The following is a 17,200-nucleotide window of genomic DNA, read 5'->3' on the forward strand; positions in this document are numbered from 1 at the left end:
TGCTCACACTAAATACCTGGAGCCGCCATGTTAGAAACCGTAGTCAAACGCGACCGGGATTTCGGCACCCCCGCCATCGTCGGCACCGAGCTGGTGAGCCTGACCATAGACGGCCAGCACGTCGAGGTTCCCGCCGGCACGTCCATCATGCGCGCGGCGGCCGAAACCGGCATCAGCATTCCCAAGCTATGCGCGACCGACAGTCTCGAAGCCTTCGGCTCCTGCCGGCTGTGCCTGGTGGAAATCAAGGGGCGGCGCGGCTATCCCGCCTCGTGCACCACGCCGGTGGAAGCCGGCATGGTGGTCTACACGGAAACGCCCAAGCTGCACGAACTGCGGCGCGGCGTCATGGAACTCTATATATCCGACCACCCGCTGGACTGCCTGACCTGCCCCGCCAACGGCGATTGCGAATTGCAGGACATGGCCGGCGTGGTGGGGCTGCGCAATGTGCGCTATGGCTATGAAGGCGCCAACCACCTGAACGACGCCACCGACGCCTCCAACCCCTATTTCAGCTACGACCCTTCCAAGTGCATCGTCTGCAACCGCTGTGTGCGGGCCTGTGACGAAACCCAGGGCACCTTCGCGCTGACCGTCGACGGCCGCGGCTTCGCCTCGCGCATCGCCGCCGGCCAGAACGACGCTTTCCTCGCCAGCGATTGCGTGTCCTGCGGCGCCTGCGTGCAAGCCTGTCCGACCTCGTCGCTGACGGAAAAATCCGTCATCGACATGGGCCAGGCCGAACACTCCGTCATCACCACTTGCGCGTATTGCGGCGTGGGCTGCGCCTTCAAGGCCGAAATGAAAGGCCAGGAAGTCGTGCGCATGGTGCCCTGGAAGGACGGCAAGGCCAATCGCGGCCACTCCTGCGTCAAGGGGCGCTTCGCCTGGGGCTACGCCACGCACAAGGATCGCATCACCACGCCCATGATACGCGCCAGCATCAGCGAGCCCTGGCGCGAAGTCAGCTGGGACGAAGCCATCGCGTATGCGGCCTCGGAAATCAAGCGCATCCAGGCCAAGTACGGACGCGATTCGGTCGGCGGCATCACGTCCTCGCGCTGCACCAACGAAGAAACCTGGCTGGTCCAGAAACTGGTGCGCGCCGGCTTCGGCACCAATAACGTCGACACCTGCGCCCGCGTCTGCCACTCGCCCACCGGCTACGGCCTGAAGACCACCATAGGCGAATCCGCCGGCACCCAGACTTTCGACTCGGTGATGCACACCGACGTGGCCGTCATCATCGGCGCCAATCCCAGCGCCGCGCATCCCGTATTCGCCTCGCGGCTCAAGCGCCGCCTGCGCCAGGGCGCCAAGCTGATCGTCATCGATCCGCGCCGCACCGAACTGGTCGACTCGCCGCATGTAAAAGCCGCCTACCACCTGCCCGCGCGGCCGGGCACCAATGTGGCGGTTCTCAATGCGCTGTCGCACGTCGTCGCCACCGAAGGCCTGGTCGACGAAGAATTCGTGGCTGCGCGCTGCGAGGCCCTGGCCTTCCAGCAATGGCGCGACTTCGTGTCGCTGCCCGAGAATTCCCCCGAGGCGCTCGAAGCAGTCACGGGCGTGCCGGCCGCCGACCTGCGCGGCGCGGCACGGCTCTATGCCACCGGCGGCAACGGCGCCTTCTACTACGGCTTGGGCGTCACCGAGCACAGCCAGGGGTCGACGGCGGTAATGGCGATCGCCAACCTCGCCATGGCCACCGGCAACATGGGCCGCGAGGGCGTGGGCGTGAATCCGATGCGGGGCCAGAACAATGTGCAGGGCTCTTGCGACATGGGCTCCTTCCCGCACGAGCTGCCGGGCTACCGCCACATCTCGGACGACAAGGTGCGCCACGAATTCGAGCTCGACTGGGGCGTCACGCTGCAGCCCGAGCCGGGCCTGCGCCTGCCGAACATGTTCGACGCCGCCGTGGACGGAACTTTCAAGGGCCTGTACTGCCAGGGCGAGGACGTCGTCCAGTCCGATCCCGACACGCAGCACGTGGCGCACGCCCTGGCCAGCATGGAATGCATCATCATGCAGGACATGTTCCTGAACGAGACGGCCAAGTACGCCCACGTATTCCTGCCCGGCTCGTCCTTCATGGAAAAGGACGGCACCTTCACCAATGCCGAACGGCGCATCTCGCGCGTGCGGCAGATCATGGAACCCAAGGGCGGCTATGCCGACTGGGAAGTCACCTGCCTGCTCTCGAACGCGCTGGGCTATCCCATGCACTACAAGCACGCCAGCGAGATCATGGACGAGGTCGCGCGCCTGACGCCGACCTTCTCCGGCGTATCCTTCGAGCGCATCGAGGAACTGGGCGGCAGCGTCCAGTGGCCGTGCAATGCCGAGGCGCCGGAAGGCACGCCCATCATGCACGTGGGCGAGTTCGTGCGCGGCAAGGGCCGCTTCATGATCACCAAGTACATACCCAGCGAAGAACGCAGCACGCGCAAGTTCCCGCTGCTGCTGACCACCGGCCGCATCCTGTCCCAGTACAACGTGGGCGCGCAGACGCGCCGCACCCCGAACGTGGCCTGGCACAGCGAAGACCTGCTCGAGATCCATCCGCACGACGCGGAAGACCGCGGCATCGAGGCGGGCGACTGGGTGGCGGTGCAGAGCCGCGCCGGCGAAACCGTGCTGCGCGCCGATGTCACCGAACGCGTGCAGCCCGGCGTGCTCTACACCACCTTCCACTTCCCGGAATCGGGCGCCAACGTGGTCACTACCGACAGCGTCGACTGGGCCACCGGCTGCCCCGAATACAAGGTCACTGCAGTGCAGGCGCGGCGCGTCACGCAACCGTCCGAATGGCAGGCGAAATGGTCGCGCTTCAGCGAGATCCAGGAAAAGCTGCTGCGCGAACGCAAGCGCGCCGGCGACGAAGAAGCCGCCGTCGCCGCCAAGGCGCCGGACAAGGCTACCGTCGCCCACTAGGGCCTGACCCTTCGGCAATGCACATGAAGCCACCGGATATCGCCATGCAGGAACCCGATCCGCTGCTAGCCGGCGGGCCGGGGGCTTGCCGCTCGCACCTGGTGACACGCATCCGCGAGCATGAGGGCGTGCAGCACGAGGCCGACCTGCTGGCCGAGGAAACCGCGGTCGCGCTCGAGTACAACGGCATCAGCCACGCCACGCTGCTGGCCTCGCCCTGCGACCTCGAAGACCTGGCCTATGGGTTTTCCTACACCGAAGGCATCATCCGCGGCCCGCAAGACATGCGCGACGTGGAACTGGTCGAACGCGGCAACGGCCTGGTGCTGCGGATGCAGATCGCCAGCGCCTGCCTCGACCAGCTCAAGCGCCGGCGGCGCAGCCTGGCCGGGCGCAGCGGCTGCGGGCTGTGCGGCATAGAAAGCCTGGACGAAGTGCGGCGCGACCTGCCGCCGCTGGCGCCGCGCCGTTCGGTGGCCAAGGTCTCGGCCATCGTCGCGGCGGTCGCCGAATTGCGCGGCATGCAGGCCCTGCACGCCGCCACCGGCGCCACGCATGCTGCGGGCTGGGCCGATGCCGCGGGCAAAATCATGCTGGTGCGCGAAGATGTCGGGCGGCACAACGCCCTGGACAAGCTCATCGGGCACCTGCTGCGCAATGCTGCGGACACCGCCGTGGGCATCGCCGTGGTGTCCAGCCGGGCCAGCTTCGAAATGGTCGAGAAATCCGCCGCCGCCGGCATCCCGGTGCTGGTGGCCGTATCCGCCGCCACCTCCTATGCGGCGCGCACGGCGGAAGAACTCAATGTCATGCTCGCCGGCTTCGCCCGCGGCCCGCAATTCACGATCTACAGCCATCCCGAATACCTCAGCCGCGAGGAAGATCCCACATGATGAATTTGAATCACTTGATCCGCATGGCCAACAGCATCGGCGATTTCTTCGAGGCCATGCCCGATCGCGCCGAAGGCCTGGAGGGCATCGCCAATCATATCCAGAAGTTCTGGGAGCCGCGCATGCGCACCGATCTGCTCGACTTCCTGGACCAGCACCCCGACGGCCGCGCACCCGACGTGGGCCTGTCGGCCATCGTATTGCAGGCCATCAACCAGGACCGCGAGCGGCTGCGGCCCAAGGCCTCGGCCTGAATCCCGCGCAGCGAGGCGCCCCACCCTTTGTCAAATCAACCATCCGAGAGGTTCCAACCCAGCTTCACATCCGCAACATCCGTCTTATAACTATTAGCTATTCCATTGCCCTATTGACTACCCGGTGCCAGACGATACCGCAAAGCTAGCCACAAGGAGACAGACCCTATGAGCGTGCTCAGCCCATCAGAACACGGATTTTTCAGCAAGGAACGCATTACCGCCGGTCCTGGATTCAACCGCTGGATGATCCCGCCCGCCGCCCTCGCCGTGCATTTATGCATCGGACAGGCCTATGCATTTTCCGTATTCAACAAGCCGATGACTCAGCTCCTCGGCATTAGCAAATCGGCCCCAGGCGACTGGTCGCTGGCATCGCTGGGCTGGATCTTCAGCCTGGCCATCACCTTCCTGGGCCTGTCGGCCGCCTTCGCCGGCAAATGGCTGGAAGACGTGGGCCCGCGCAAGGCCATGTTCACGGCGGCCTGCTGCTTCGGCGGCGGTTTCCTGATCGGCGCCATAGGCATATCGCTGCACCAGCTATGGCTCGTATATCTAGGCTACGGGATCATAGGCGGTATCGGGTTGGGCATAGGCTACGTATCGCCGGTGTCGACGCTGATCAAGTGGTTCCCCGACAAGCGCGGCATGGCCACCGGCATGGCCATCATGGGCTTCGGCGGCGGCGCGTTCATCGCCTCGCCGCTATCGGTGGCCCTGATGAGCCACTTCCATACCGCGACTTCCGTAGGGGTGGCGCAGACCTTCGTCGTCCTGGGCGTGCTCTATTTCATCTCGATGAACATCGGCGCCTTCGCGATCCGCATTCCCGCGCCCGGCTGGAAGCCCGAGGGCTGGACTCCCCCGGCCACGCAAAGCGCCATGATCACCAAGAACCACGTGCACATCGACCAGGCCCTGAAGACACCGCAATTCTGGCTGGTATGGTGGGCGCTGTGCCTGAACGTCACGGGCGGCATCGGCGTGATCGGCCAGGCTTCGGTGATGATCCAGGAAAGTTTCAAGGGCGCCGTCACGCCCGCGGCAGCGGCAGGCTTCGTGGGCCTGCTGTCGCTGTTCAACATGCTGGGGCGCTTCTTCTGGTCATCGGCCTCCGATTACATCGGGCGCAAGAACACCTACTACATCTTCCTGGCGCTCGGCGCAGTGCTGTATTTCCTGGTGCCCGGCATGGGCGCGGCAGGCAACGTGGCGCTGTTCGTGCTGTTCTACGTGATCATCATCTCGATGTACGGCGGCGGCTTCTCGACGGTGCCGGCCTATCTCGCCGACCTGTTCGGCACACGCTACGTGGGAGGCATCCACGGCCGGCTGCTGACCGCATGGGCCGCCGGCGGCATCTTCGGACCGGTGCTGGTGAACTACATACGCCAATACCAGGTGGCGCATGGCGTGCCGCCCTCGCAGGCCTATACCGACACCATGCACATCATGGCGGTGCTGCTGATCATAGGCTTCGTCTGCAATTTCTTCGTGCGCCCCGTCGCATCGCACCACCACATGAGCAGCGAAGAGCTGGCCATGGATGCGCAACCGGCCATGGCCACCAAATAACCGGAGACCTCGCATGAACGACGTGACTCAACAGAGCAAGCCCACTTCCCCCTTGCTGCTGATCATCTTCTGGCTGTATGTCGGCATCCCGCTGGTGATCGGCATCTACCAGACGCTGCTCAAGGCCGCAGCCCTGTTCAAATAAAGATACCCAACGGCCGGCACCCGGCCGGCCGGCCAGTTGCGCCCCCGCTTGCGGGGGCTTTTTTCGCCCATGGGGAATCGCCGCGACGCTTCACGCCCCCGCGGGCGGCGCCCCGCCTATACCCGCACCCGCCGCCCTCGACCGGCGCCGTGCAAGCCGCCCATGTTTCAGCGAGCCGGGGATACCCAAAACAACGGCCCCGTAAAAAAACGCCGGAGGTCATCCGGCGTTTTTGCGTAGCCATGCGAACTGCGTCAAGGCGCGGGCATAGGCGAGGCGCCGCCCGCGGCGGGCGTTACGGCCTAGCGTGGCGTCACTCGGATTCCTTGACGCGATACACCAGGACCGCGGTCTTGGCCAGGCCCAGGACCTTGACCGTGACGCTGCCCAGCAGCAGGCGCGACAGGCCGCTGCGGCCGTGGCTGCCTATGAAGATGAGGTCGCATTTTTCGTCTTCCGCGGCCTGCACGAGGCCGTCGGCCACGTTGAAATTCGACACGGCCTTGCCCGAGGCCTTTACCCCGGCCGTTTCGGCGCGATCGAGCACCGACTTGAGATACTTTTGGGCCTGCTCGGTCGCGGTCTTTTCGTAGTCTTCATCGGTGATGGCATAGGCCGCGGCCATGCCGTCGAAGCCTACCGTCGCTGCGAAAGGCTGCGTGACGTACAGAGCCACGACCTCCGCGCCGATCTGGCGCGCAAAGCACACGCCCTTGTTCGCGGCCTGCGCCGACAGGGCGGAACCATCGGTGGGAATCAATATCTTCTTGAACATGGCATCTGACTCCAAGTTGAGTGCTCCTATGCTAAACCATAATTTGTAAAAAAATAAAGCCGCTGCCCCTAGGGTTTGCTCTACTGTAAGTTACAAGATCCGCGCGGCTCGAGGGGGGACAATGAGGATATGCGACACCCCGAAAAGGGTGTGAGAGGGCCGTTCGGGGCTCCGATTCGCGACACGCCGCCGAGCCTGCGGAAGGCGGGGCGCCAGCCCCGCATCCCGGCCCCGCGGACGGAAGACGCGCCGAACGCCTCCATGCGGAGACGCCGGAGATCATCACCGCCGCTCAAGCGCCGGTGGCGGCGCGATACAGGTTGGTGCAGCGCGTGCCCGTGCGGCAATACGCCAGCACAGGCGCCGGCAGGGTCTTGAGCAGCTCGGCGAAGCGCTGCACATCGGCGGGAGTCATGGCGCCACTGACCACAGGCTGGTATTCGGCCGTCAGGCCCGCCTTGGCCGCCGCGGCCATTACGTCGGCGGCCAGGGGCTGGTCGGGGCCGCCCTCGAGATCGGGGCGATTGATGATGAGGCTCTTGAACCCCGCGGCGGCCACGGCCGCCATATCCTCGGGTGCGAGCTGCGGCGACACGGCAAAGGAATCCGTCAACGCGTTGACCGGCAAAGACATTATTTTCTCCTTCGAGCGATCTATACTTCGAAGTCTAATCGTAACCTCAAAATCCGTCCGGCAAAGCATATGTCCTCCAGCTTCATCCGGCCAGCCGCCCCGCTCCCGCACGGGCCCGAACCCCTGGCAGGCCTGCAGATCCGCGATGCAAGCGCCGACGACATGATTGCGGTACAGGCGATATACGCGCAGCACGTGCTGCACAGCTCGGCCACTTTCGAGGAAGTGCCGCCCCCGCTGCCCGAAATGCGGACGCGCCGCGAGCGCGTGCTGGAGCAAGGCCTGCCCTACCTGGTGGCGATGCTGGGCGGCGAGGTCGCAGGCTACTGCTATGCCTCGACCTTCCGGCCGCGCGTGGCCTACCGCTATACGATAGAAGACTCCATCTACCTGGCCGACGGCCAGGCCGGCAAGGGCCTGGGCAAGGCGCTGCTCTCGGCCTTGCTGGCGCGCTGCGAACAGGGCCCGTGGCGGCAGATGGTTGCCGTCATAGGCGGCACCAGCAACTCGGCTTCCATAGGCCTGCACCGCAGCCTGGGCTTCAGGCACGTGGGCACGCAGCCGTCCACCGGCTTCAAGTTCAATCAGTGGATAGACGTGGTGTTCATGCAGCGCGCGCTGGGCGAAGGCGATTCCACACTGCCCACGGCCGCCGGCCGATAGGCGGGGATCAACGCGGCTGCGGCTCCAGGCTGGCGCGCGAGTGCAGCTCCAGGCCGCAGGCGACCAGCCAGGCCGGCATTTCGTCGCCCGCCAATACCCGGAATTCGGCGCTGCGCTGCGCGCCCAGGCCATCGCCTTCGCAGGCGCGGGATGCCGGGTGGCACATGAGCAGGTCCGTGTCGCGCGCGTGCTCCAGCCAGCCCCGCAAGAGCGTGCAATAGGCGGGCTCGCCGCCCTGGAAGCCGTATACGCCCAGGAAGCCACCGTTCATTGCATAGCCGAGACGCCGCGCCATGCGCGCGAAACGGTGCGCCCCCAACAGCTCTATGATGCCGGCCTTGACCACGAAGGCCGCCGACCCGGCGCCGCCGCGCCGCATGCCGGTATAGCGCAGCCAGGGCCGCCTCTCCCCGTAGCGCCGCTCCAGTTCGGCGAGCAATTCGCCGCGCAACTGCGGCAACTGGTGCACATGCTGGTGGCCGTCGACGAAATCAGGGGCGCGGCCCATGGCATCCTCGAAATCGTCGAGCTGGCGGCAAACCTGGGCGCGCAGCCTTGCCCTGTCGAGCCTGCGCAGATAGGCAAGCGCAATGAAACGCGACAGCGGCAGGTACAGGCCGCGGGCATCGCCCAGCGCTTCGGTAAAATTCAGGTGCAGCCCGGTCTGCAGCCCCGAGCCGGCCAGCGCCGCCGCGTCGGCGCGAAAGCGCGGCGCGCCGCTCATGCAACTGGTGGCGCTCAGGCGCCCCAAAGCGGCCAGTTGCAGCACGGCCTCGTCGACGCCCGGATTCATGCCAAAATCATCGGCGCAGATCACGATTCTTTTTTTTCCGACTTCTATCACGTCACCTAGCCTCTGGAAAACCACCCCATGCGTAAACTCATCCGGCAACTGGGCTGCTTTGTTGCCGTGGGCTGCGCCGCCGCCGCCACTCACTGGCTGGTAGCTGTGCTGATAGTGCGTCTGGCGGGCTACCCGCCGCTGGCCGCCAATGTAGTGGGCTGGCTCGTCGCGTTCTGCGTATCGTTTGCCGGGCACTACCGCTATACATTCCGCCATCAGCGCGCGCCGCTGCTGCGGGCTGCCGGACGCTTCTTCATGGTGTCCGCGGCGGGCTTCTGCGTCAACGAGCTGGCCTATGCCTACCTGCTGCGGGTCACGACGATACGCTACGACGTGCTGCTGGCGCTGATTTTAATAGGTATTGCCGGCGGCACTTTCATTCTGGGGCGCTTCTGGGCGTTTCGGCACAGAACCTGAGCGGCGGCCCCGGATCGACCTTCCAGACCCTCAGCTTGCGGTCGGACGCATAAGGCGCCATGGCCGCCACGAAGGGGAAATCGTGGAAACTGTTCCTGTCGCCCACCAGCCAGATCGTGTGGGTGCGCTGGGTGCACAACTGCTGCACCAGCGCGGCCGGGCGTACCAGCGTACGCGCCGCCGCGTCGGGCTCGAACAGGCCGGCGTCATAGAGTTCCTTGCGCCAGGTGTCCTCGGTCTTGATCGCCGGATCGTCCCAGTCCGCCACCACATAGGCGGGCCGGGCCGCATGCAGATAGAAATCCAGGTCGTAGCGATAGCGCCCCAGCATGACGATCTGGTCGTCCGGCTGGAACTGCGCGCTCATGGCGCGCGCCAGCGGCTTGGAGCTGGGCTGCGGGGCCACGACCAGGGCCAGCACCGCCACCAGGCACAGGCCGATCGATACCAGCGTATAGACCGAAAAAGTCTTCAGCGCCTTGTCTTCGCCGGCGCGCATGCGCAACTCGAAAGGCTCGGCAAGAAAGAACGCAAAGGGCGCCAGCAGCGGCAGGATGTATCCCACCAGCTTCGAGCTGGGGATGGAAAAGAAGATCAGCACCACCAGCAGCCACGACAGCATCAGGCCGCGCAGCGCAGCGCGTTCGGGATTGCGCCAGTACGCCGGGCGCGCCGCGCGCCACACCTGTATGGACCAGGGCAGGCTCAGCGCCAGCAGCACGGGCACGTAGAACCAGAACGGATAGGGATTATTGAAGCCCGATTCCAGGAAGCGCTTGAAGTGCTGGTAAACGATGTAGTAGTCGAAAAAGCCGGAATAGCGCCACTGCATGGCGATCATCCAGGGCAGCGACACCAGTAGGAACACGGCTATGGCCGGTACATGGAACATGCGCCGCAAGGTGTCGATGCGCCAGCGCCCCAGCAGCCAGAAGACGATGATCGCGCCGGGCAGCACGATGCCGATCAGGCCCTTGGCCAGAAAGCCCAGCCCGGCCGCGGCGTAGGCCAGTATCAAGATGCCGCGATAGGGGCGGCCGGCCTCGATGCGGAATACGGCATCGGCGGCCAGCACCACCGTGGCGGTAATCATCGCGGCCACCGTCATGTCCAGGTTGGCGTACTGCCCGCCGCCGAACAGGAAGGGCTGGGTAGCCAGTATGAGCGCGACCAGGGCGGCCAGGCGCTGCCCCGCATACTTGCGCAGGAACCAGAATGCCAGGCCGACGATGAGTGCCGCGGACAGCACCGAGCTCATGCGCGCCGCCCATTCGTTGACGCCGAACACCTTGAGCGAGGCTGCGGTGATCCAGTAGAACAGCGGCGGCTTGTGGAAAAACGGCAGCCCGTCCAGGCGCGGCACTGACCATTCTCCGTGCTTGAGCATTTCCCATGCCACCCCCACGTACCGGCCCTCGTCGGGCAGGATGAGCGGGCGCGTCCAGGTCGTGGCCGACAGCCAGACGAATGCGCACAGGGCGTACAGCCAGGCCGACCGTCCCCGCAGCGCCTTGTCGACCAGGGCGGTATAGCGTTGCATGAAATGCTTCATGGGTGTGTATCCCTTAGCTGTATGCGCCGTGCCGCAAGCACCGTCAAGCCTGGCTTTCGTCGCGGGAGGGCAGGCGGCCGCGGGCATCCGCCGTGCCGGCATCCGCGGCTGGGTCGGCGTCCAGCCCCACGCCCACACGCTTCCTGCTGAGGTACACGGGGCGGTTCTTGACTTCGCCGAAGATGCGGGCCACGTATTCGCCCAGGACGCCGATCGACAGCAGATTGACGCCCGCGAAGAACAAGACCACCGTGATCAGCGTGGTCCAGCCTTGCACCGGATCGCTGTACAGGATGTGGTTGATGACGATGTACAGGCCGTAGATGAAGGACAGTATCGACAAGGTAGCACCGGACAGGCTCAGCAGGCGCAGCGGCCATGTCGTGAATGCCGTGATGCCGTCGATGGCGAAGCGGAACAGCTTGAACGGCTTGAAGCGGCTGGTGCCGTGCAGGCGTTCCGGCGGCGAGTAATACAGCGGCTCGGAATGAAAGCCCACCCATGCGAACAGGCCCTTCATGAAGCGGTTGCGCTCGGGCAATAGCGCCAGGGCGTCGACCACCACGCGGTCCATGAGGCGGAAATCACCCGCATTCTCGGGCACTTTCAGGCCGCCCGAGGTACGCATCATCTTGTAGAACAGCCTGGTGCCCAGGCGCTTGAAGGCCGATTCGTCGCTGCGCGTGGCGCGCACCGCGTAGACCATTTCCACCCCGTGGCGCCAGCGCTCGAGCATGGTGGGAATCAGCGACGGCGGGTGCTGCAGGTCGGCATCCATGCACACCACCACCTGGCCGCGTGCGGCGTCCAGCCCGGCGCTCAGTGCGGACTCTTTGCCGAAATTGCGCGACAGCTGCAGATAGACGACTTGCGGATGCTGCTGCGCCCAGCGCGCCATGGCCAGCGGAGTGCCGTCGGTGCTGCCGTCGTCCACGACTATGACTTCGAACGGGCAGCCCAGGTTTTCCAGTACCGCGAACAATGACGGCAGCAACACATTCAGGTTGGCTTCTTCGTTCAGGCAGGGAACCACACAGGAAATGGACGAAAGCTGCGGCATATTCTCGGACAGGGTCTGGGACGAAAGCGGGCGGGACGGCCAAGGCCGCGCCGCCTGGACACGGCGGGCGCCCGTAACGAAAACGGCCGCGCAGGCCTTCCCCTTCCTCGCGGCGTGATCCCGGCCTTTATAGCATGCCCGGCGGCGCCGCGGCACACGCGCAACACAGGCGCCGCGCCGATTGACGCGGCGGCCTGCCGGGATATAAGATTCATATTAAATATATCTTTAACGCGAAGCCGCGACATCCGGCTTCGCCACGACCCGCGCACACACCGGAGCACCCCGCATGGCGACAGCCGATCTCTGTACCGAAGAAGAAATCGTTACCCTGGTCTATGGTTTTTACGACAAAGTCCGGGCCGATCCGGTGCTCGGCCCCATTTTCAACACGCATGTCGACGACTGGGACGTCCATTTGTCGAAAATGGTCAGCTTCTGGTCCTCGCTGCTGCTGGGCTCGGGCACCTATCGCGGCGCGCCCATGCCCACGCATATCGCCTTGCCCGGCCTGCAGGCGCCGATGTTCGGGCAATGGCTGGAGCTGTTCCACGAGACCACTGCCGCCCTGCCCAACCGCCCTTTCGCCGAACGCGCCGAAGAGTTCGCGCAGCGCATCGCCCGCAGCCTCTGGTTCGGCTATCAATTGAACAACCACCCGGACCGCGCGCCCACAGAGATCGCCCATGGCTGAACCGCTGGTCATCGAAGAACCTGCCGCGGCGCGTCCGCGGCCGCGCCCGAGTCTCGACGCTTTCCTGTCCCTGGGGTTCCGCCCGCTATATATCGCGGGCAGCGCCTGGGCCGTCGTCGCCGTGGCCATATGGATCTTCGCTCCGGCGCTGATAGGCGCACCGCTCTCCGGCGTGGCCTGGCACGCGCACGAAATGCTGTGGGGCTTCATCGCCACCATCGCCGTCGCCTTCCTGCTCACGGCCAGCGCCAACTGGACCGGCATCAATCCGCTGCGCGGCGCCGGGCTGGGCGCGACATGCCTGCTGTGGCTGGTGGCGCGCCTGGGCTACTTGTTCGGCGGCACGGCCGGCTTCTGGCTGGCCGCCGCCTGCGAATCGGCCTTCTTCCTGGTGGCGGCGCTGTCCCTGCTGCGCGTCATGCACAAGGCGCACAGCCGCCGCAACTACGGCATACCCTGGCTGGTGCTGGGCCTGGGCGCCGCCAACCTGCTCTACTTGCAGGCGGCCTTGCGCGGCGACCATGCCGTGCTGATCCAGCGCTTCGACCTGGGCCTGCTGTGCATGGCCGTGATCGCCCTGCTGATCGCCCGCCGCGTCATCCCCTTTTTCGCCATGCGCGCCGTGACCGGGCTGAAGATACCCATGCTCACGCGCAGCGGCCAGGTGCAAGTGGCCCTGGGCCTGGCGGCCATCGCGGCCGCGCTCGCCGGCCTGCCGCACGTGGCGGCCCCGGCCCTCGCCGTGGCGGCCCTGATCGGCTTGTTCCAGGTGTGGTCCTGGCGTCCGCTGGCGGCGCGCGCCAATCCGCTGCTGTGGATCTTGTACCTGGGCTATACGGCGCTGAGCCTGGGCCTGCTGGCCGCGGGCGCCTATCTCGGCGGCCTGGAATCGGGCCCGCTGGCCCGGCCGGCCACATATGTGCACATCGTCGCCATGGGCGGGTTCTCCATACTCATCATCGGCATGATCACGCGCACCGCGCTCGGCCACCTGGGCAAGCCCTTGCGCGTGGACCGCAGCATGCTCTGGAGCTATGTCCTGATAATCGCCGCGGCGCTGTTGCGCCTGGCCGCGCTGTGGCCCACCGCGTCCGGGCAGGGGCTGCTGCATGCCGCGGCCGCCTGCTGGATCGCGGGCCTGGCCCTGTACCTGTGGCGCTTCGTGCCCATGCTGATACGGCCCCGGCCCGACGCAGCGCCGCAACCGCAGCCGCAGCGCGGGCAGGTTCAAGCGGCGGTGGTGCGCGGGCCGGCGCAAGGGCCCAGGCCATGAGGCCCGTCGGCTACGGCGGCGCGTCTCAGCCGTGGCCGGCTTGCAACCCGCAAGCCGGCAAGAGCGTATCGAGCAAGGAGCCGTCTTGCGCCTGACCACGCATACCGACTACGCCATGCGGCTGCTCATGTATCTGGGGCAGCATCCCGAGCGGCTGTGCACGATCGCCGAAATCGCCCAGGCCCACGGCATATCGGAACCGCACTTGATGAAGATCACTCATCGGCTCGGCCAGCAGGGATGGATTCACACCGTGCGCGGCAAGCACGGCGGCATGCGGCTGGCCATGGAGCCCTCGCAAATCGGCCTCGGAGCCGTGCTGCGCGACACCGAAAGCGATCTGGAGCTTGTCGAATGCTTCGGCACGCACAGCAACTGCATGCTGGGAGGCCGCTGCCGCCTGGCGGCCATCGTGGACGGCGCACTGCAACAGTTCATGCGCCACATGGACGGCTATACGCTGGCCGACATCATGCCGCAGCCTGGCCTGGAAGCCGGCCCGCCGCAGCAGGCCATGTTCCTGGGATCAGCCGCGCAGTTGCGCCACCCATAGCGCTACCGAATCCCAGGTGCGGCCCAGCAGGCCGGCCTGCGGCACGCCATCGAGGGCGATCAAGGGCAGATTCAGGGCCTTGCCGTCTATGGTCGCGTGCAGGGTCGCCACGGGCGCATGATCGGCGATGGGAGCGATCAGCGGGCCCGTCGTGGTGACAGTGGGCACGCCCTCGATACGCGCCGAACGCGGCAAGGTCAGGTAAATATCATGGTCGAAGCCGACCTTGACTTCCTTGAGCTGGCCTTTCCAGACACGCGGCGTGGCCACTACCTGGCCTTTGTTGTAGAGCCTGACCGTCTCGAAATTCTGGAACCCCCAGTTCAGCAAGGTCATGCTTTCCTGCGTGCGCGCCTTGCCGGACGCCGTTCCCAGCACTACCGAGATCAGGCGGCGCTGCACCGAACCCTCGGGCCGCAGCGCCGAAGCGATCAGGCAATAGCCCGCGCTTTCGGTATGGCCCGTCTTCAGGCCGTCGACGGTGGGGTCGAGCCACAGCAGGCCATTGCGGTTGCGCTGGGTGATGTGGTCGTAGGTGAATTGGCGCGTGGTGTCGTAGCCCTTGTACAGGACCGGGAAATCCTGGATCAGCCGGCGCGACAAGGTGGCGAGATCGCGCGCGTTGGAATAGGTGCCGGGGTTGGGCAGGCCGTTGGGGTTGGCGAAATGCGTGCCGGTCAGGCCCATGGCCTGGGCGGTCTGGTTCATGCGCGTCACGAAGGCCTCGACACTGCCCGAGACCGCCTCGGCCAGCGCCACGGCGGCGTCGTTGCCCGACTGCACCAGCAGGCCGTCCAGCAGTTGATCGACACTGACCTTGTCGCCGGGCTTGAGGAACATCTTGGAGCTGCCCGGCGCTATCTTCCATGCGCGCTGCGACACCGTCACGATTTGCTGCTTGTCCAGCCTGTGGTCCTTGATGGCCTGGAACACCAGGTAAGCCGTCATGATCTTCGTCAGCGAAGCGGGCTCGATGCGCTCGTCGGCATTCTGCTCGGCCATCACCTGCCCGCTCTGGGCATCCAGCAACAACCAGGCCTTGGCCGCGATGGCAGGCGCAGGCGCGGGCGCGGGCATGGCGGCATCGGCCCAGGCCGACGCTGCGCCTGCGCAGCCCAGGGCCACGCACAGATTCATTATCAGTTTCTTCATGCGTTCAAGTCTGTCTATTCTGTCTGCGTTTACAGGAAGGGGGGAGGCGCCCGCAGGCGGGCTGGTGCCTGCTCATACTAAAAGGGGTGTCGCAACCGTGGCCGAGGCGTCCGGTAGGCAGCCGCGCCGGATTGCGCACGGGTCCACCTGTGGCTCAGGCGCTGCATGAATCTGAGCGGACAGCGCGGCACCGGCGGAGGCATCGGGCCATGGCCCGCACCCCGCGGCAGCCGCAGGAAAAACGGCGCCGGGGCCAGGCCGGCCGGCACAGAACCCCGCAAGTGTACTCCCGCGGACTTCTTTGTCCAAAGTCCGCGTGGAAGGTTCCCCTGAAAGAACCCATCCCTGCTTGCGCCCTCGCGGCGACAGGACCGCGAGGATTCGATGCGGGCATCCCGCCGCACTTACGCTACACATGAAGAATGCCGCCGCCCCGAGCGTCCCCGCCCGTGCCGGCAAGGCAGCCGGCCTGGCGGCGCACGGCGCGGATCGGGCCGGCGCACGGGGCATGAAGCCCGCAGCGGCAGCCGGCCCGTGACGGTCAGTAGACCAGTTCGCAGCGCACGGTGATGGGATGCGAGCGCAAGGCCGTCATCACGGCGTCGTCGACCTTGCCCTCGACGTCGGACACCACATAGCCGATCTGGCCGCGGGTCTGCAGGTTCTGGCTGAGGATGTTCAGGCCCTGTTCCGCCATCAGGCTGCTGAGCGTGCCGAGCGCGCCGGGCAGGTTGCGATGCACGTGCAGGATGCGCGCGGAGCCGACCGGATCCTGGTAGGGAATCTCGGGGAAATTCACCGCGCCCTTGGTGGCGCCGCCCTGCAGGAAGCGCACGAGTTTTTCCGCAACCTCGCGGCCGATGTTCTCTTGCGATTCCTGGGTGCTGCCGCCGATGTGCGGAGTGAGAATCACATTGTCCATGCCGATCAGGGGGCTGGCCAGCGGTTCGTCGACGCTCTTGGGCTCGGTGGGAAAGACGTCCAGCGCCGCCCCGGAAAGATGCTTGGCCGCCAGCGACTCGTGCAGCGCATCGATGTCGACCACCGTGCCGCGCGAGGCGTTGATGAGTATGGAGCCGGGCTTCATGGCGGCCAAGGCCGCCGCGTCGATGATGTTCTTGGTGCCCTTGCCGCCCGGCACGTGCAGGGTGACCACGTCGGCCTGGCCCAGCAGCGCCTCGAGCGAGGGCATGGCCCGCGCATTGCCCAGCGGCAGCTTGGCCTCGACGTCGTAGAACACCACGCGCATGCCGAAGGTCTCGGCCAGCGTGCCCACCTGCGAGCCGATATTGCCGTAGCCCACCACGCCCAGGGTCTTGCCGCGCGCCTCGAAGGCGCCGCTGGCGGTCTTGTCCCAGTGGCCGCGATGCACGCGCGCGTTCTTCTCGGGAATGCGGCGCATCAGCAGTATGGCTTCGCCCAGCACCAGTTCGGCCACGGAGCGCGTGTTGGAAAACGGCGCATTGAACACCGGCACACCGTGCAGCATGGCGGCGTCCAGGTCGACCTGGTTAGTGCCGATGCAGAAGCAGCCTATCACCCGCAGGTCGGGCGCACCGGCCAGCAGCGCCGCATCCAGGTGCGTACGGGAACGGATGCCCACGGCTTGCGCACCGGCCAGGGCCTCGCGCAGGGCATCGGGCTGCAGCGACGACGCGTAGGTAACTACATCATCCAGGCCGGCGCCGTTGAAGACTTCCTTGGCGCTGGGGTGTATGTTTTCGAACAGAACTATGCGAGTCATGAATCGTCCAGACGAACATCAAAGGAACGATT

The 17,200-nt window shown here is 65.9% G+C and carries 17 protein-coding genes; 10 read left to right on the forward strand and 7 right to left on the reverse strand.

Annotated elements, in window-relative coordinates; translation table 11 throughout:
* The first annotated feature begins 27 nt into the window (after positions 1-27).
* The 5 genes from fdhF to KVP10_RS15130 all read left to right on the forward strand — a co-directional run bounded on the left by fdhF (position 28) and on the right by KVP10_RS15130 (position 5,807).
* Complete coding sequence (gene fdhF / locus KVP10_RS15110) at positions 28-2,940, forward strand: formate dehydrogenase subunit alpha (protein WP_217965438.1); 2,913 nt, start codon at positions 28-30, stop codon at positions 2,938-2,940.
* A gap of 44 nt (positions 2,941-2,984) precedes the next feature.
* Positions 2,985-3,833 carry a formate dehydrogenase accessory sulfurtransferase FdhD gene (gene fdhD / locus KVP10_RS15115; protein ID WP_217965478.1) on the forward strand — a complete coding sequence of 283 codons (849 nt, stop codon included), beginning with the start codon at positions 2,985-2,987 and terminating at the stop codon, positions 3,831-3,833.
* Entirely contained in the window at positions 3,833-4,087 is a 255-nt protein-coding gene (locus tag KVP10_RS15120) for a formate dehydrogenase subunit delta (protein WP_217965479.1), read from the forward strand. The genes fdhD and KVP10_RS15120 overlap by 1 nt, the downstream gene beginning before the upstream one ends.
* 168 nt (positions 4,088-4,255) lie before the next feature.
* Positions 4,256-5,662, forward strand: coding sequence for an L-lactate MFS transporter (locus KVP10_RS15125; protein WP_217965439.1), 1,407 nt, complete (start codon positions 4,256-4,258; stop codon positions 5,660-5,662).
* 13 nt (positions 5,663-5,675) lie between these two features.
* On the forward strand, positions 5,676-5,807 hold the full coding sequence (locus KVP10_RS15130) for an MFS transporter small subunit (protein ID WP_217965440.1): 132 nt from the start codon (positions 5,676-5,678) through the stop codon (positions 5,805-5,807).
* A 313-nt stretch (positions 5,808-6,120) separates the two neighbouring features.
* Here KVP10_RS15130 and KVP10_RS15135 read toward each other — a convergent pair whose 3' ends face one another.
* Both KVP10_RS15135 and KVP10_RS15140 read right to left on the reverse strand, forming a co-directional pair.
* Positions 6,121-6,582 (reverse strand): universal stress protein, encoded by a 462-nt coding sequence (locus tag KVP10_RS15135; RefSeq protein WP_217965441.1) that lies wholly within the window; start codon positions 6,580-6,582, stop codon positions 6,121-6,123.
* A gap of 292 nt (positions 6,583-6,874) precedes the next feature.
* Positions 6,875-7,216: a protein tyrosine phosphatase family protein gene (locus KVP10_RS15140; RefSeq protein WP_217965442.1), complete on the reverse strand. Its 342-nt coding sequence runs from the start codon at positions 7,214-7,216 to the stop codon at positions 6,875-6,877.
* A gap of 69 nt (positions 7,217-7,285) precedes the next feature.
* Between KVP10_RS15140 and KVP10_RS15145 the strand changes: the two genes are divergently transcribed.
* Entirely contained in the window at positions 7,286-7,879 is a 594-nt protein-coding gene (locus tag KVP10_RS15145) for a GNAT family N-acetyltransferase (protein ID WP_217965443.1), read from the forward strand.
* Between the two features lie 7 nt (positions 7,880-7,886).
* Here KVP10_RS15145 and KVP10_RS15150 read toward each other — a convergent pair whose 3' ends face one another.
* Positions 7,887-8,672: a ChbG/HpnK family deacetylase gene (locus tag KVP10_RS15150; protein ID WP_217965444.1), complete on the reverse strand. Its 786-nt coding sequence runs from the start codon at positions 8,670-8,672 to the stop codon at positions 7,887-7,889.
* A gap of 78 nt (positions 8,673-8,750) precedes the next feature.
* Between KVP10_RS15150 and KVP10_RS15155 the strand changes: the two genes are divergently transcribed.
* The gene (locus KVP10_RS15155) at positions 8,751-9,140 is read left to right on the forward strand and encodes a GtrA family protein (protein WP_217965445.1); all 390 of its coding nucleotides are present in this window, start codon (positions 8,751-8,753) and stop codon (positions 9,138-9,140) included.
* Here the strand turns inward: KVP10_RS15155 and KVP10_RS15160 are convergent.
* A complete protein-coding gene (locus KVP10_RS15160) occupies positions 9,100-10,692 on the reverse strand; it encodes a glycosyltransferase family 39 protein (protein WP_217965446.1) in 1,593 nt (530 codons plus the stop codon). The two genes, KVP10_RS15155 and KVP10_RS15160, sit on opposite strands and share 41 nt — an antisense overlap.
* Before the next feature lie 43 nt (positions 10,693-10,735).
* Positions 10,736-11,752 (reverse strand): glycosyltransferase family 2 protein, encoded by a 1,017-nt coding sequence (locus tag KVP10_RS15165; RefSeq protein WP_217965447.1) that lies wholly within the window; start codon positions 11,750-11,752, stop codon positions 10,736-10,738.
* Positions 11,753-12,041: 289 nt separating this feature from the next.
* Between KVP10_RS15165 and KVP10_RS15170 the strand changes: the two genes are divergently transcribed.
* The 3 genes from KVP10_RS15170 (at position 12,042) to KVP10_RS15180 (ending at position 14,272) form a co-directional block, all read left to right on the forward strand.
* Positions 12,042-12,446, forward strand: a complete 405-nt coding sequence (locus KVP10_RS15170) for a group III truncated hemoglobin (RefSeq protein WP_217965448.1) — start codon at positions 12,042-12,044, stop codon at positions 12,444-12,446.
* Positions 12,439-13,719 carry an NnrS family protein gene (locus KVP10_RS15175; RefSeq protein WP_217965449.1) on the forward strand — a complete coding sequence of 427 codons (1,281 nt, stop codon included), beginning with the start codon at positions 12,439-12,441 and terminating at the stop codon, positions 13,717-13,719. Before KVP10_RS15170 ends, KVP10_RS15175 begins: the two co-directional genes overlap by 8 nt.
* An 85-nt stretch (positions 13,720-13,804) precedes the next feature.
* Positions 13,805-14,272: an RrF2 family transcriptional regulator gene (locus KVP10_RS15180; RefSeq protein WP_217965480.1), complete on the forward strand. Its 468-nt coding sequence runs from the start codon at positions 13,805-13,807 to the stop codon at positions 14,270-14,272.
* Here KVP10_RS15180 and KVP10_RS15185 read toward each other — a convergent pair.
* Together KVP10_RS15185 and serA are read right to left on the reverse strand one after the other, a co-directional pair.
* The gene (locus tag KVP10_RS15185; RefSeq protein ID WP_376810989.1) at positions 14,246-15,424 is read right to left on the reverse strand and encodes a D-alanyl-D-alanine carboxypeptidase family protein; all 1,179 of its coding nucleotides are present in this window, start codon (positions 15,422-15,424) and stop codon (positions 14,246-14,248) included. The genes KVP10_RS15180 and KVP10_RS15185 overlap by 27 nt on opposite strands.
* A 541-nt stretch (positions 15,425-15,965) precedes the next feature.
* Positions 15,966-17,168, reverse strand: a complete 1,203-nt coding sequence (gene serA / locus KVP10_RS15190) for a phosphoglycerate dehydrogenase (protein WP_217965450.1) — start codon at positions 17,166-17,168, stop codon at positions 15,966-15,968.
* Positions 17,169-17,200 lie beyond the last annotated feature (32 nt).

Origin of the sequence: Candidimonas humi, assembly GCF_019166065.1 — a bacterium.
Lineage (GTDB): Bacteria > Pseudomonadota > Gammaproteobacteria > Burkholderiales > Burkholderiaceae_B > Candidimonas > Candidimonas humi.